Consider the following 15,386-nt stretch of genomic DNA (forward strand, 5'->3'; position numbering starts at 1 on the left):
TGCGGAAATAAACCTACCATTCCAAACAGCCAGAAAGCCCAAAATTAAAGCTTTTTGAATGCGTGAATGCGTGATTTCCGCCTTGCGGTACTAGGCGGTTTTAGCATTCTCATCTGATACTTGTCCTGCAACAGCTTTCAGGCGGGTTAACCTGCTTTTGCGGACACGTTCGCTATCACGAATACCACCCGCCATTTCATATTCGCTGCTGTTTTTGCCATACTTAAAAGCAACGCCCCTCACCATCTTATCTGTAAGATTGCTCAAGGTTTTTTCCATATCATCAATTTTAGTTTTGGAAGAGTCAATCATAGCTAAAGCAATGTTATAAGCATCAAGCATAGTGCGTAACTGCTCAATTGATTTAGTCATATTTTGCAAATCGCAATTATCGCCAAAATCCATCTTTGAATCTATTGCTTTAAGTCCAGTGGATCTCAATTCAGCTTTTTCTAGAATACGGGATGTACGTTTTGGACGGGACATATATATATTCGTTACAGAGGGTTCTAGAGCTAGTTTGACTTAGTAAAGCTGTTTTCTGGTTCAGTAAAATTCGTGAATTATTTTATTTTTTATAAAATTACTACTTAAGTGGATCAAATTAAATATAAAACCTCACCCTGCCTCCGGCTTCCCTCTCCTTAGTAAGGAGAGGGATTGAGGGTGAGGTTTTTTCTTATATTTAATTATGCTTATCTACTTATTTAAATATAAGTAATTTCTCTTAATTACGATATTGCACCTGGTTTTTTGGACGATTGCTTTAACGTTAATGATGAATATCGTGATGTTGATGATGAATATCACGATGTTGATGATGAATATCGTGATGTTGATGATGAATGTCACGATGTTGATGATGAATGTTGCGATGTTGATGATGAATATCGTGATGTTGATGATGAATATCGTGATGTTGATGATGAATGTTGCGATATTCATCATCATGGCTTCTGATGGAAGTGCTACGTCTCTACATCCAGATTCTTAAGACCTCTTGCATAAATCAAAAATAAAGAACCTCACCCCGCATTTGCTGGCGCAAACGCTCCCCTCCCCTTACTAAGGAGAGGGGTTGGGGGTGGGGGTGGGGTGTTAGGGACTTTTGCAAGAGGTCTATACTTGAACAACACCCCTTAATTGTTTAGATTTTTGCAGCAAAAAAATGCTGCTTCACCACGTCTAAGCGTGAACAATTCCAATAATCGATATGGGAGACAATCAAACCATCAGAGTTAATACCTAATTCACTCCAACCAGGAATAGAGATTCGTGGCTTCCAGGGAAGAGGAGTATTCCAACTGAGTGTCCACTCAGTTTTTATGGTGTCTCCTAAACGTTGAATGTTATGTAAGTCCATTTTAGGATTTAAAAATGCAGTCTCGATGAAATTAATCATCTGTTTGTAACGTTTAACGCCACGAAATTTATTTAGCGGATCTTGAAAATAAACGTCTGGAGCGTAAATGCTGTAAGTTTGATTTACTGGGAACCTTTGATAGTCTTCTTTGAGGATTTCAATGATATCCATGATAAATAAATATATGTGTAAATTGGTTATATGGAAACGTGGCGCGGATATAAATCGTTATGAAAAATTGAAATCAACTCTCATTCCATAAACGTTCTAACTGACGCCGCCAAGCAGCTATAACTTCTTCTCGCGCCTCTGAGCTTTGATTGATTTCACCCATCAATCCTTCAGCATAAAAGCGTTCCAAGGTTTGCATAGTAGCTTGAAGAGATTGTCCTTGCTGTTTTGCTGCTTGAATAATTTGCCGGATACGGCTTTCAATTAGTTGATTAAAGACATTATCTAATCTAGCCTGATGGAGAGATACAAGTCGATTAATTGCATTAGACAAATCTGCACCCACTAAAGTGCTACTGTTATGTTGAAATACTCCCCAAATCACCCCTTCATACAAAGCGTAACGTACTTCTTGAGTGTCATCAAAGTTAGCTTCTAGGAAGTGTTCTAAAAATGGTTGGGCTTCTTGGATAGGCACAATAGGTAGTAAAACTCGCAACCAAGTATTATCTTCGGAAAGCAGCACCAACAGCCGGAAAGCTAAAGTGTCTACTTGCCAGGATCCAGGAGCGCTCATACCAACAGCCGATGTGCCAAATAATTCTGTTAGCGTACCCGCAATTTCTTCAGGTGTCATAAGCTTTTTTTGAGATATAGCCTCTAGATTAGCGCAGAGGTGCATCAGCTTATTCACTAAAGCCCTGTGCTACTTGCTTGCTGGACAATTTTCAGTCTGAAGACATAGTGGGGGCGTACACTTAGCTGTACGCCCCCACAAATGAATGTATTCGACTGACTTGAAATATTTTATTAGATTATCGAATTGCTCAAAAACACAATACCGATCGCACAGAAAGCGAAGCCAGCAATGCTAATTTTCCAAGGTAAAATTCGGTTTATTTCTCCCATACCCATCGCACTACCAATTTCTCTGGCACTCATGGCAACTGCAAACAGAGTTAAGGTCATGCCTAGTATATAGGCAATCAATGGCATCATTCCTGCCCCGATGATAGATTCAGCATCAGCGTAACCCTGAAATAAACCAGCGCTGACGCCCACCAGAGCAAGTACGATAAAGTTTGGTTGATTTGGCATCATCAGCATGGTACCAAAAACGATGGTAGAAATGGCGATGGCTGCGCCCGCCGTTGGCATCGCTATTTCTGTACCTGGTAAATTTAGCTGAAATAAATGAATTATAATCCCCAAGATTGATGCTATGACAAAACATCCAGCGATCGCAGCGCCACGAACAAATACAGATGAGAGTAAGCCAATAGCAATAATACCAACTAAACAATTCAAGCCAAGTACTGGATCTGCCAATCCCCAGATAAAGCCTTCCCAGCAGTTAGAGATGGTATGCTCAACAGGTGTTCCACTCAATGAACTCAGTAAGCTAATTAAAATTAGAACTGCGATCGCTCCAATATGGGGCTGAATTAAACTCAAGGTGGAAAATTCCCCCAAAGCATGGGATTTTGATAATTTAGTTTTGAACATTACTATCTGCCAAATTAGTTTTTTCGGTAATTTATACTACCCACATAGCTAAAAAAACTAACCTGAAGAGGGTAGTTCCACCCATCGCAACCATTTCAGTTTCGAGTTAAACCTTATCTAAGTTGAGAACCGTAGTTTTCGCCCTCACCCTAAATCCCGAATCCCATATGACGAGATTCGGGGAACTAGAATTATGTCTCCCCTCTCCCATGTTTGGGAGAGGGGCTGGGGGTGAGGGAAAAGATTTAAGCCAAAATTGGGATGCTCCCAGCTTCACTGACCACAACTATTTCAGTTTTGAGTTAAGTAAAAGCTATTTGAAGTTTTTTCACTGCTTTTTGAATTAATCGATTACTTTTGGTCACAATACTCGGCTGTTTTAGCTGTTGCGGTCTTTTCTGCGGTTCCTTAAGAAAACGATAGTATAAAAACTCATCTCTGTAACAGATTTTGACATCTTCACCTTGACATAAACGGGCGAAATCACTATAAGAATAATTCATATAGTGAATGCGATGAATTGGTTTTAATTCATCTTGGTTGTACAGGACATTATCAATATTTACAAAGGAGTCTGAGTTAGCACAGTTACCTGTTCTGTCTTGACCATTAGGACTGAGGGTAAAATTAAATAAAGGCAGATTTGATTTCCATGTCAAATAATTAAATAAATGTGCATCATCCCACCATGCAGTTAGCCATTCAACCTCTCTATCTTCAATTAATAATTTTTTATATAAATCTAAATCTTTTTTGGGAAATAACCCTAATTTTGAACCAAAAAAATCAGAGCAATGAAGTCTAGGACGTATGTCTTTTTCAGAAACAATCTTGGCTTTTTCTAAAAGGGGAATATTTAATGGTACTTTAGTGCGTTCTTTAGTGTGTATCCAGTCATCAAACACAAAATCGTATGCGTTTAATTTTTCCAAAATATCATCAACTGGCTTCATTAGAAGGCTGTCAGCATCACAAAATATAAACCTATCAAAATGTCCGTCAAAAACACACATTTTTCTTTGCAAGTGACCTGATGACCACCAATTACGTGAGATTTTGGAACTTTTAGTACCTGGATGAACTGCCCAAACTTGGTGAGCAAAGTCTTCCCAAGACTGTATTGCTTCCCAATTATCAAAAATGCTGACGTTTTTTCTAGACTTTACTTCTTTTTCAACTAAGTTTAATCTCTGATCATAAGGAATAATACAAACAGGAATATCTGGGCTAACATTCACCTCAATACTATTCAATAATGCTACTAACTGATCGTAAACGGCATCATTTGCAAGTGTATAAAGACCGAAAGATTCCATAAGATAATATCCTAATTTTTACATTTAGTTTATTTATGACGCTTCTCGCGCCGTCGTCCGCACAACTTATATAGCAGAATTAAGGAGTAAGGGACTGACAAATAAAAACTATCCAAAAAACTCTCTCCTCCTTATTTCTCTGTGTTCTCTGTGTCTGGAGTGGTTCGTTTATTTGAGTAATTTATTTCTTGTCATATCATGTCCGCTTGATTACTTACTAAATCCGAAGAACCCCACCCCGCCAAAGCTACGCTTTGTCTCCCCTCCCCGCTTGCGGGGAGGGGATTAAGGGGTGGGGTGCAATGACTGTGGGAATCATAACTAATTATGCGGACATGATATCAGCCCCTAAAACACGCTTTGTAACAGACGAATCGTTGTGTACTTCACTTTCCTTAAAATCTGCTGGAATGTTGCACCAGGCGACTAGAAGTCGCGGCTACACGAGGCTTTACCCGCCTGCGCGGGTTGAAAATCTTGATTCGTTAAAAAAATTTTGAACAGAGGTTATTTGTCAGATATTTTAATCAAAAATTATACAGGCTGGATAAGGAATTGTCTTTAATATTAAATGTTGTACTAGTGCAGTAATTCCTCAACCTGATGCTGGCTCCACAAAGTTCTGTATAAACCCTCTTGTTGCAACAGTTGTAAGTGATTGCCTGTCTGAACAATTATTCCTTTTTCCATGACAAAAATTCGGTCAGCCGCCGCCGCCGCCGATAATTGATGCGTAATGAAAATTACTGTTTTGCGTACAGTACCACCAGAGAGATTTTTGAGGATTTGCGTGGCTGTTTGATTATCTACACTAGAGAGGGCATCATCCAAAATTAACACTGGAGCATTGACCAGCATAGCCCTAGCTAAGGCAGTACGTTGTCGTTGACCGCCAGAAAGAGTTATACCGCGTTCACCAACAATAGTTTCATATTGCTGGGGAAAATTGTTAATTTCTGATTGAATTTGGGCAAGTTTAGCGACAGATTCGATCTCTTCTTGTTCGCTAAGTGGATCGCCGTAGCGGATATTATTTTTGATTGTAGTGCTAAATAGAAAACTATCTTGAGGAACGTAGGCGATCGCACCTCGTAAATCTGCCAACGCTATCTTAGTAATATCCACCCCATCTAAAAACAATTGTCCTGATTCAATATCTAATAAGCGCGGCAAAGCATTGGCCAGAGTGGATTTTCCCGAACCAATTGCCCCAACAATGGATACCGTTTCTCCGGGGGCAATGGTAAAGTTAACATTTTTTAGAGCTGGAGTAGTGGAACCAGGGTAAGTATAGGTAAGATTTTTAGCTGTCACTTCTCCTTTAAGTTCAGCCACTGTTAAATGTATGGCATCGGCTGTGTCTTGAATTTTTGGTGTGACAGAGAGAATAGATTCAAGCCTATCGATACTAACTTCACCCCGTTGGTAGGCCGTAATTGTGAATCCTAAAAGGGCTGTGGGGAAAACTAGACGCTCTACATAAATTAACAGTGCTAAAAAATCGCCAACCTGAAGCGTCCCAGAAGACATCCGCGCTGCCCCTAGCCAGATGATTACTAGCGAACTGACATTAGCTAGCCCGCCAATTAGCGGAAACAGTGTATTTCGGAGTTTTGCCAGTTCCAAGTTAGCAGTCAATAGCTGCTGATTTTTGTTGGCGAAGGCTCGACGCTCGTTTGCTTCTTGGGCATAGATTTTAATTAAGGCAATGCCACTGATATCTTCTTGGATGAGTTCGCTGATGTCAGAGAGTTGCTCTTGAACTGCTGCTTGTTGTTTGCGTAAGCGATCGCTAAACAGACTCACTAAGAACAGCATAAAAGGGTACACTGCCAGTGAAGCTACTGTGATATCAACACTAATCGCCAGCATTACTGGCAGTGTCAGGGCGTAGGCAAACACAGTATTTGCCAAACTCAAAACTGCAAAACCCAATAACCGCTTGATATTATCTACATCACTGGTAGCCCGATTAATCAAATCGCCAGCAGTATTACTAGCAAAATAAGCCGGCTCCAGCTTGAGTAAGTGTTCAAAAATCCGTTGTTTCAGGTCAAATTCCACCTGCCGCCCCACCCCAAATAGCCAAATACGGGATGCCATCCGCATTAGCCACATCGCGGAACTGAGTAAGAAAATAATTACTACATCATGTACTATTTGGTTCAAGACGAAGCTTGTGGAGAGTTTGTCAACACCAGCGCGAATCAACAAGGGGATATAAACGCCCAGTGCATTAACAGACAACAAAGCGAGAATGCCTAAAGACGCCTCCCGCCAATGGGGACGTAGGTAAGCAATGAGTTTAGCGATTCGTCGGGATTTTGCCATTAAAGCAATTTTGCAACTTTATCATCTTAGATTAACTGCTAGTCCAAGAAGACAGCTATGTAGAGCATTGGGGGCTGGGGATTGGGGACTGGGAAAGAATGGGGTCTGAATCCCTATTTAAATTTTCCCAATCCCGAGTCTTTAATTCAATGAAACCCTTGCAAATTCGTAATTCCTCCGGGCAGCGTTACTAAAGCGTGGCATTGCGGTCTTTTTAGTATTTATTTTTTTACTTTATTACCGCTGAACACGCATGAACCTGTAAACTTCAGCGAGATAACTTTCCCAAATTCTTGTTGTCAATTGCAACGTTTCCGCATTCGGTACAAAGTCTTCAAGTCGTAAACCGCGTGCGCGAATATCTTGGGGATTTCCTTGTAATAGGTAGGGAGGCACTCTCAAATTATAAGAAAGAATGCCATCCCCCGGCACATCTGAGATGTTCTGGGGGATGGTTTGTTGCCCTAATGCCACCAGTGTGCCAGATATTGGTGTAGCAGTTGCTACGTAGGTTTTACCTGTCATAGCTAGAGGTGCCCGATAAAGGAAATAGGCGACTGCTGGTGTACTTGCCAACAGCAAAATTGTCAGCGCCCAACCTATCATGTATCCTCCTGGTTTCTCTATTCCGCCTCCTTTGATTCTCTGAGCTGCAAAAATCATCAGTAAAACAGAGGCTCCTAGAGGTCTGAGTGGAAAAGACAGCACTTTCCACAAGGAGGCTACAGCTGGTTCACTGGGGTTAAGAAATGATAGGGCTACAACTATCAAGATAACAACCAGGATTAATCGCCCGACAAAACTTCCAGAAGGATAAAATCGCTGGAACAGAGAATATACGATAGTGCCAATCAGCAGCCACAGCAGTACTCGGCTTAACAATAGAAACATAGATTAACTCTCAAATTTTCTGGTGCAGTGAGCCAATGTGGTGGTAAGACAGTCTGCCTTGCTTGGGATTTTTACGCCACTTCTTCTGAACAGGAGAAAAACTGGCTCCCCAAGAGGAACTGTCGTGCATGGTTTCCCTGCATAAAACAACTAGCGACTTCTTAGTAGCGACGCTACGAGCGTCACTTGTAAGGGTCAACCTAGAGGTTTCGGGAAATGAATTTATTTTATTGCCAAATTGTAATCGCACTGTTTGACTTAAAATACCTCAAACCTCACACCCAAAGACTACCGTCGTAGTGATTTTAGTGCAATTTTTTAACACTGCGTCTATTATTTATATTTTTCCAGAAGAGTAATATAGTACCGGTAAACTAAATTAATTAAATAATCCACTCAAAAGGAAAAACTATGTCGTCTGGAAAGCCTAGCATTTTGGTAACGGGGGGAGCTGGATATATTGGTTCTCATGCGGTGCTTGCTCTGAAGCAAGCGGGTTATAACGTTGTCATACTTGATAATCTGGTTTATGGGCATCGTGACCTGGTAGAAAAGGTTTTAGAGGTAGAACTGATAGTAGGGGATACAGGCGATCGCGCCTTGCTAGATCAGCTATTTAAAACCCACGATATTGCTGCTGTAATGCACTTTTCTGCTTATGCCTACGTCGGAGAATCGGTGACTGACCCAGCTAAATATTACCGCAATAACGTTGTTGGTACTTTGACCCTCTTAGAAGCAATGCTGACGGCATCTGTGAAGAAATTTGTCTTTTCTTCTACCTGTGCCACCTATGGGGTACCAGAATTTATACCCATTCCAGAAAACCATCCCCAAAATCCGATTAATCCTTATGGCGCTACAAAGCTGATGGTAGAGCGGATTCTTTCTGATTTTGATGTTGCTTACGGTTTTAAATCAGTGCGTTTCCGCTATTTTAATGCTGCTGGAGCTAATCCCAGTGGCTTACTTGGCGAGGATCACAACCCAGAAACCCATTTGATTCCCTTGGTGTTGATGACAGCTTTAGGCAAACGAGAATCTATCTCAATTTTCGGCACTGATTACCCTACGCCCGATGGTACTTGTATTCGTGATTATATTCATGTTAACGATTTAGCAGATGCCCATATTTTGGGATTGGAATATTTATTAAAAGGTAACGATAGCGAAGTTTTTAATTTAGGTAATGGTAGCGGTTTCTCTGTCAGAGAAGTAATTGCAGCTACCGAAGAGGTGACAGGAATTTCTATACCAGTAGAAGAACGCGATCGCCGTCCTGGCGATCCTCCAATTCTGATTGGCGCTAGCGAGAAAGCCAGAACAATTTTAGGCTGGCAACCTCAATATCCATCCATCAAAGATATTGTTGCTCATGCGTGGCAGTGGCATCAAAAGCGACACAAATAAAAGAAATTAAAAGTAAAAAACTACAAGTGTTGGGGGAATTGCTGCCACCAACACTTGTATATTATTAACCAGATTACAAGGCAGGCAGAAAGGGTAGACAGGAAAATGTCTCAAGGCAGTTTCACCAAGAATCGCCTAGAATTAAGACGTAAAAGCGATCGCACCAAATTTGCGGGATGAAGTACCTCAATATTCAAGATACAGACACTACCCTCACAGCGCTACTTGATGAGGTGGCAGCGACTCAAACTGAAGTTGTGGTTACTCGTGATGGCATTCCAGTTGCTCGCATTGTGCCTTGGCAAGCAAAACGAACTTCTACCGATGACTACCCATTGCGGGGAATGCCGATTGTGATTGCAGAAGATTTTGACGAACCTATGCCGGAACTTTGGGAAACCTTGGGCGAATGATTTTGTTAGATACTCATGTTTGGCTTTGGTTACTGCATGATCCAAGTCAGCTATCAAGTCAGGCGCAAGCCGCAATTGATTCAGAAGAATCACAAAGTGGCTTGCTGGTGTCTGCTATTTCAGCATGGGAGATTGCAATCAAGTTCAGCATTGGAAAACTAACGTTACCCTTGCCGATTAATGAATAGTATGCGTTGGCGCAAACACACTCAGGCATTGTCATAGAGCATTTAAATCCTCTAGATGCGATCGCCAGTACACAGCTACCGGATAATTTTCATAAAGATCCGGCAGACAGAATTCTAGTTGCGATCGCCAGGCGATATAGAATTCCTTTGCTAACTTGTGATGCGAAAATTCTCAACTACCCTCATGTGCAAACGATCTGGTGAACTGACTCACAGAAAGGGAGACACAAAAAAAATATCTCCCTACTCCCCATTCCCTCTCATACTTCGCAGTACAACAAATAAGATGGCGGTAAATCCTACTATTGGAAGCGCGATCGCCCAAATTGGTAATTGCTGAGATTCACCCTCTACTAAATTACCATTGACATCTCGCGTGTTTTGTGTGTCTTGTGTAGAACCGCCTGCCACAGTAACTTCAAATTTGAACTTAAAGGGTTTGAATCTTGCTCCAGAGGCTGGTTTACCATTCAGTTGCAACTGATAAATACCTGGCTTAGGAAAGACAACTTCCGCACCTGGAATACCTTGATAACGTTCAGCTGCCACAGGTTGTAACTGTGGCTCTAACAGTGGTGGCTCTCCTTCGGCATAGGGTTCGGCATAAACAGCCAACTGACAATTACACTGTGACAAGGGAATCACCCTTCCACCTCTGCGGGTAAGTGCAAACCAGGCTTGGCTTGATTCTCCAGCCCGAGGATTATCATTTGGTTCAATGTGGAGGGTGCCACCGACATCTCCAGCTACTTCCACTTTATGAGCAAAAGCAGGGTAAATATTAGTTATTGGTATAACTAAGCAACTCAGGAATAATAAATACTTTATTGTTCCTTGATTCCAAGAAATGCCTTTGAGCGGGTAAAGCCTCTGTTTTTGACTCGTTGTGGAGCTAGAGAACAAAGATGATTTACCGTGATTTTGTTGGGGGAACATAAAACTTTTCTACGGCTAACTTTGACCAAAAAAAGCGCGAACGCACTAGCAAGACACCGAGGGTAATAATTACCATCAGTACTACCGCTAATTTATTTCCCCAAGTTGATTGCAAGGAACCCAGGTAATGGGAACCAATCAACACAGTATGAATGGCACTCAAGAGCAAGGCTGGCACACCCAATAGATGAATCTGTCGCCAACGCTTGCCCAAAGATTTCTGCAACGATTCCCAACTCGTTAAAGCGGCGGGGGACATTAATATCAATGCTACAGCACCCGCAGCCATACCCCATTGAAATTCTAGCGGCATGAAAGAAAAGGCGGCAAAATTCCATTGCAATGAGTGTTCTATCATGTGGGCGGTGTGAACCACAGAAAGCACAAAAGATCCTACCCCCAAGCCCCGGCGGTAACGCAGTGGTGATGCCCACAAGCCACTAATAGGACGCGCAATTAAAGCCAAGATTAAGCAGATTAAGGCGGCGTGTCCGGTGTAATCTACCATTGTGTCACCAGTCCGCAATAAGGTAATCACGCCAATAATCAGTGTCACCCAACCGCCTAATCGAAACAACTGACTGCGCTTGTCTTTACTTACCAACGATGTGGAAACGCCCACACCTAGCATCGTGGGTAGAGTTCCCAAGCCAAAAGCCAGCATAGTTGCCCCACCCATCCATAAATTGCCAGTTTGAGCAGCTTTAATTTGGGCAGCATACAGGAAACCACAGGGCATTAAACCCCAAGTCATCCCCAAAAGTATTGGTGTCCACCATTTGGTTTTATATGAAAGCTTAACCATTCCTGTGCTGAGGCGATCGTGTAAACTACCTTGTAATAAAGGATGTAACACGGGAATGCGCGGCAGTAAACCGGGTTTTACTTGTCCTAAGCCAAACCAAATCAGCATGACACCAGTTAAAATTGCCATCCAGCGCCGAAAGTCGCTGCCAATACCAGCTAGCTGTCCACCTTGCAGCAATACCGAACCTAGCGCCCCAATGCCAGCACCGACTAGAGCATAGCTCAACATCCGCCCCAGGTTTAGCAGAATATGAAATTTTAATTGCTGTTGCCAAGTATCGGACTTTTCTAAGGTTGATGTGCGTCCCAAAGAGACTGTTTGTGGTGTTTTCGGCTGATGAGACAGAGAAAACGCCACTGTTAAAGGGCCACACATCCCAAAGCAATGCCCAAAACTCCCCAGGAACCCCACGATCGCTATCAGCAAAAAATCTACCATAAAAAAAGCCCTGAGTTCTGAGTCATGAGTCCTGAGTGTCAGAATAAAGATTTTGAAGAAGTAATAAGATATTCTTTTCTTCTTTGCTCAGTACTCCTCTAGTGCGGCACTTTACGTGAAGTTGCGATCGCTGTCAAAAGACAAAGCGTCAAACTTGATGTTTACTCATTAGGAAAGACAAAAGTAAGAACCCGTGAGAGGATGAATGAACAAGTCTAATTTATTACTATCCCTAGCGACTAGAAGTCGCGGCTACACGAACAAAACCCACCTCCGTGGGTTAAAAACCTCAATTTTGTATTAGTCCACGGAGGTAGACTAAGCTTTGTGTAGTAGCGAATTATATTCGCCCAAAACTTGTTCATTCATCCTCTGAGTGTAAACACCCAGAAAACTCACTATACGCGCCTAAATCCTAAACTACTAGTTTTTAGTATAATTTAATATAATTTCATTAATCCATGCTTATTGCTTAAGCAATTTAACTAAAGTGACTTGACCTAATTAGATAAGGTATATTGAGCTTAGGACAAAGAAATTAAAGCCATAATCACAGGTTTTGTTTATCATGCAAACCTTGAGACTTCGTAAGATAAAAAACAAATTGATACCATCTTTTCAAAGTCTAAAATTTAGACGTAGTAAGAATGGGGTACTTTTCGTTGTGAAGCATTCTCATAATCCTCAAGCCACACCTGACAAGTCTGAATTTGAAAAGGCTATGGAAGCTTATCAAAAAGTAAGCAGTAAGTATAAGAATGCACTTCGTGAGCTAGCTCAGTGAATGATATTTTTTGGTTGAATGAGGTAGTCATTAAAGCTATACACGAAGAACAACTAGCAGAACACGGCAGACTTCCAGGCAGGGCTATTTCATTCTAAAATGTGACGTTTTCAAAGTCCCTCTCCCAGACTTGGGAGAGGGATTTAGGGTGAGGGCAAAAACTACGGTTCTCAACTGAAATCGCGTTTAAATTCTTATTTTTCTGAAAAAGATTCCTAAAAACTGCCATAAAAATAGAATGAAATAACCCTGGACTTCCAGGTATAAGAGATAGAAATCTGCTTTTAGCTAGTTTAGATAGACCTAAAAATTTATTTGCTTATGGCGAACCTACACCAACTGTTTTTGAGTTAGCGGCAGCTTTTGCATTTGCAAAAAATCATGCATTTATAGATGGTAACAAAAGGGTAGCTTTCAAAACGAAAGCTACCTTTCTTATATTGAATGGGTATTCTTTAGAAGTGCCAGAAAAAGAAGTTGTATTAATGATAAAAAGACTTTCAACTGCTCAAGAGACTCAAGAATCAATAGCAGATTGGATTCAAGAAAATTGTATTAAAATAGGACTTACGCAAAATGACCACAAAACGAACCGCAGAGGACGCAGAGAACACAGAGGAATAAGAGTTTGAGAGAGTTTTTGCGTAAGTCCTGTAAAATAGACAATTAAGCTGATTGCAAAATAACTTTACAAGTTTATCTAAGAATTTAGGACAAAATATTAAACCCTTCCTAGCAATCCTGGAAAGTTATACCTGGGGATTTGCGCTACCTTAAATCAGGAAGCCAAGGATAAATCACATGAAAAAATGGATTTGGCTGATGCTGTTGGTGCTGATGGCAGTTGCCGTGGTGGGTAGCAGAGGTAGCACGTTTTTTGAACAGCGTCCGTCGCCAGCAATTGTTGAAAGTATTCCAGTAGAAACACCCCAACCACAGGCTAAGTTAAAAGAAGTTAACAGTGTGCCGCAAGTGTCTACTGACAAGCTGTTAACCCATATCCAAAAGTTGAATTTTCAGCGCTACACAACAGCAGAGCGATCGCTTACTCGTACTTATATCACAACTGAACTCACAAAATTAGGCTGGAAGCCCAAATTAGAAAAGTTCTCTGAGGGTGTAAATATTTTTGCCGAACGCCCAGGAACTAACAAAGCCGCTAAAGCAATTCTCGTTGGAGCGCATTACGACACTGTTGCTTTATCCCCTGGTGCTGATGATAACGCTAGTGGTGTAGCTGTGGTGCTGGAAATAGCCCGCTTGCTTGGTTCCCGTCCTACGCCACGGACGTTACAGCTAGCTTTTTTTGACAAAGAGGAAGCAGGGCTTTTGGGTAGTCAGGCTTTCGTTAGCAAGACAGCACGCTTACAAAACTTGAGCGGAGCGATCGTTATGGATATGGTAAGTTATGCATGTTACACTCCTGGGTGTCAAAAATACCCTGTCGGATTGCCTCTTACGCCAATTAGCGACAAGGGCGACTTTTTGGCAGTAGTCGGTGATACAGAACATTTACCTTTGTTGAGTGCTTTTCAAAACTCACAGATGCTCCCTTCAACCGCTCTGAATAAACAAAAATCAATGCCATCAGTTCTAACACTACCAATTCCTTTTAAAGGTTTACTGACACCAGACACCCTACGCAGCGACCATGCACCATTTTGGTATCATGGTGTGGGTGCTGTGCTGGTGACAGATACCGCAAATTTACGTACTCCGCACTATCATAAACCTAGCGATGTTCCAGCGACTATCGAGCGATCGTTTTTCACGGGAGCAGCACAGATTGTAGTCAATGCGACTACTGCCTTGTTAGAAAAAAACGAAGTTTTGGAAACTCAACCAGCAAGCGGATCGAATAATTCGTAATTCGTAATTCGTAATTAAAGAGCAAAGGGAGCATCCCGTCAGGTGCAAAAACCTTGATAGCCTTCATCCCCTAACCCAGAATCCCATGTTTGGGAGAGGGAGAACTAGAATTATGTCTCCCGTCTCCCAAAATTGGGAGAGTGAGAACTAGAATTATGTCTCCCGTCTCCCAAAATTGGGAGAGGGAGAACTAGAATTATGTCTCCCCTCTCCCAATTTTGGGAGAGGGGCTGGGGGTGAGGGAAAAGATTTAAGCCAAAATTGGGATGCTCCCAAGAGCAAATGACTAATTCCGCGTAGCGGTACTAGTTTTTGGTTCAGGAAAAGTCAAAGTCCAATTGTTTTTATGATTGATTTGAAAGTATAAACCTTGGAGAATCAGCCGCAGAGCGGTTCGAGTTCTAATGAAATTCTTTATCAGATAAGTTCCTGGTTCAGCAAAGACATCGTTATAGTTTCTTATCTGACCAAATTGTTTTGAACAGTAACTGCCAGCACCTTTTACTGTTAATACAAAAAATGGAGCGTTTTTATATTTATCAGGAATCATAAAAATTCCATATACATGGTGACGACCACGCCACGGCTGAACTATAACTTTAGTAGCATGTACTTGGAACTTTGTAGTTTTTGAAGCAAGAAAAGCCTCGAAATTACAATCAGAATTATTCACAGGCCACCACAATATAATAATACTCATAGAGAGCAGCAAAATCAAAACATAGCGGAGTCTGCGATGCATAAAGCCAAGAAAAATTGTTGATGTGGTTGGTAGAATTTTGATGGGTAATAGTAGATGCGATTGCTTCACCTGTTCTAGACCTTCCTTACACTATTAAACCTAGCTGAGAAACAATCAGGCTTTTGTGGCTGTCAACACTGATTTATGCTCAATTTTTTAGCTGTGATGAATTCTACAATTCGTTACTTTTGTTATATTTAGGACTTACACATCAAGTACG

Annotated in this window: 14 protein-coding genes and 2 pseudogenes; 6 read left to right on the plus strand and 10 right to left on the minus strand. The window is 41.5% G+C overall.

Going from position 1 to position 15,386, the window contains the following annotated elements; all coding sequences use genetic code 11:
- Positions 1–90: 90 nt before the first annotated feature.
- Positions 91–486, minus strand: a complete 396-nt coding sequence (locus V7K73_RS03275) for a hypothetical protein (protein WP_334877097.1) — start codon at positions 484–486, stop codon at positions 91–93.
- 289 nt (positions 487–775) lie between these two features.
- Here V7K73_RS03275 and V7K73_RS03280 point away from each other — a divergent pair, with 289 nt between their 5' ends.
- Entirely contained in the window at positions 776–994 is a 219-nt protein-coding gene (locus V7K73_RS03280; RefSeq protein ID WP_334877098.1) for a hypothetical protein, read from the plus strand.
- 153 nt (positions 995–1,147) lie between these two features.
- Here the strand turns inward: V7K73_RS03280 and V7K73_RS03285 are convergent, their stop codons facing one another.
- The 6 genes from V7K73_RS03285 to V7K73_RS03310 form a co-directional block, all read right to left on the minus strand.
- Positions 1,148–1,534 (minus strand): DUF2358 domain-containing protein, encoded by a 387-nt coding sequence (locus V7K73_RS03285; RefSeq protein WP_334877100.1) that lies wholly within the window; start codon positions 1,532–1,534, stop codon positions 1,148–1,150.
- Between the two features lie 73 nt (positions 1,535–1,607).
- The gene (locus V7K73_RS03290; protein ID WP_334877102.1) at positions 1,608–2,171 is read right to left on the minus strand and encodes a leucine zipper domain-containing protein; all 564 of its coding nucleotides are present in this window, start codon (positions 2,169–2,171) and stop codon (positions 1,608–1,610) included.
- Between the two features lie 173 nt (positions 2,172–2,344).
- Complete coding sequence (locus V7K73_RS03295) at positions 2,345–3,040, minus strand: HupE/UreJ family protein (protein ID WP_334877104.1); 696 nt, start codon at positions 3,038–3,040, stop codon at positions 2,345–2,347.
- Between the two features lie 302 nt (positions 3,041–3,342).
- Positions 3,343–4,356 (minus strand): Npun_R2821/Npun_R2822 family protein, encoded by a 1,014-nt coding sequence (locus V7K73_RS03300; RefSeq protein WP_334877106.1) that lies wholly within the window; start codon positions 4,354–4,356, stop codon positions 3,343–3,345.
- A 579-nt stretch (positions 4,357–4,935) separates the two neighbouring features.
- Positions 4,936–6,687: an ABC transporter ATP-binding protein gene (locus tag V7K73_RS03305; protein ID WP_334877108.1), complete on the minus strand. Its 1,752-nt coding sequence runs from the start codon at positions 6,685–6,687 to the stop codon at positions 4,936–4,938.
- A 237-nt stretch (positions 6,688–6,924) separates the two neighbouring features.
- Positions 6,925–7,578 carry a hypothetical protein gene (locus V7K73_RS03310; RefSeq protein WP_334877110.1) on the minus strand — a complete coding sequence of 218 codons (654 nt, stop codon included), beginning with the start codon at positions 7,576–7,578 and terminating at the stop codon, positions 6,925–6,927.
- A 411-nt stretch (positions 7,579–7,989) separates the two neighbouring features.
- On the opposite strand from V7K73_RS03310, the gene galE reads away from it, so the two are divergent.
- The 3 genes and pseudogenes from galE to V7K73_RS03325 all read left to right on the plus strand — a co-directional run bounded on the left by galE (position 7,990) and on the right by V7K73_RS03325 (position 9,793).
- Positions 7,990–8,988, plus strand: a complete 999-nt coding sequence (galE, locus tag V7K73_RS03315; RefSeq protein ID WP_334877112.1) for a UDP-glucose 4-epimerase GalE — start codon at positions 7,990–7,992, stop codon at positions 8,986–8,988.
- A 176-nt stretch (positions 8,989–9,164) separates the two neighbouring features.
- Positions 9,165–9,401, plus strand: coding sequence for a type II toxin-antitoxin system Phd/YefM family antitoxin (locus V7K73_RS03320; protein ID WP_334877114.1), 237 nt, complete (start codon positions 9,165–9,167; stop codon positions 9,399–9,401).
- Positions 9,398–9,793 (plus strand): annotated as a pseudogene (locus V7K73_RS03325) (type II toxin-antitoxin system VapC family toxin). The gene V7K73_RS03320 and the pseudogene V7K73_RS03325 overlap by 4 nt, the downstream one beginning before the upstream one ends.
- A 39-nt stretch (positions 9,794–9,832) precedes the next feature.
- Here V7K73_RS03325 and V7K73_RS03330 read toward each other — a convergent pair.
- Both V7K73_RS03330 and V7K73_RS03335 read right to left on the minus strand, forming a co-directional pair.
- Complete coding sequence (locus V7K73_RS03330) at positions 9,833–10,525, minus strand: hypothetical protein (RefSeq protein WP_334877116.1); 693 nt, start codon at positions 10,523–10,525, stop codon at positions 9,833–9,835.
- Positions 10,500–11,771, minus strand: a complete 1,272-nt coding sequence (locus V7K73_RS03335; protein ID WP_334877118.1) for an urease accessory protein UreH domain-containing protein — start codon at positions 11,769–11,771, stop codon at positions 10,500–10,502. Before V7K73_RS03335 ends, V7K73_RS03330 begins: the two co-directional genes overlap by 26 nt.
- 1,047 nt (positions 11,772–12,818) lie before the next feature.
- Here V7K73_RS03335 and V7K73_RS03340 point away from each other — a divergent pair.
- Together V7K73_RS03340 and V7K73_RS03345 are read left to right on the plus strand one after the other, a co-directional pair.
- A pseudogene (locus tag V7K73_RS03340) lies at positions 12,819–13,115 on the plus strand (type II toxin-antitoxin system death-on-curing family toxin); the annotation flags it as partial.
- Between the two features lie 241 nt (positions 13,116–13,356).
- Complete coding sequence (locus tag V7K73_RS03345; protein ID WP_334877120.1) at positions 13,357–14,424, plus strand: M28 family peptidase; 1,068 nt, start codon at positions 13,357–13,359, stop codon at positions 14,422–14,424.
- A 286-nt stretch (positions 14,425–14,710) separates the two neighbouring features.
- Here V7K73_RS03345 and V7K73_RS03350 read toward each other — a convergent pair whose 3' ends face one another.
- The gene (locus V7K73_RS03350; protein WP_334877144.1) at positions 14,711–15,166 is read right to left on the minus strand and encodes a hypothetical protein; all 456 of its coding nucleotides are present in this window, start codon (positions 15,164–15,166) and stop codon (positions 14,711–14,713) included.
- Positions 15,167–15,386: the final 220 nt, after the last annotated feature.

It is taken from the genome of Nostoc sp. (genome assembly GCF_036916975.1).
Classification (GTDB): Bacteria; Cyanobacteriota; Cyanobacteriia; order Cyanobacteriales; family Nostocaceae; genus Nostoc.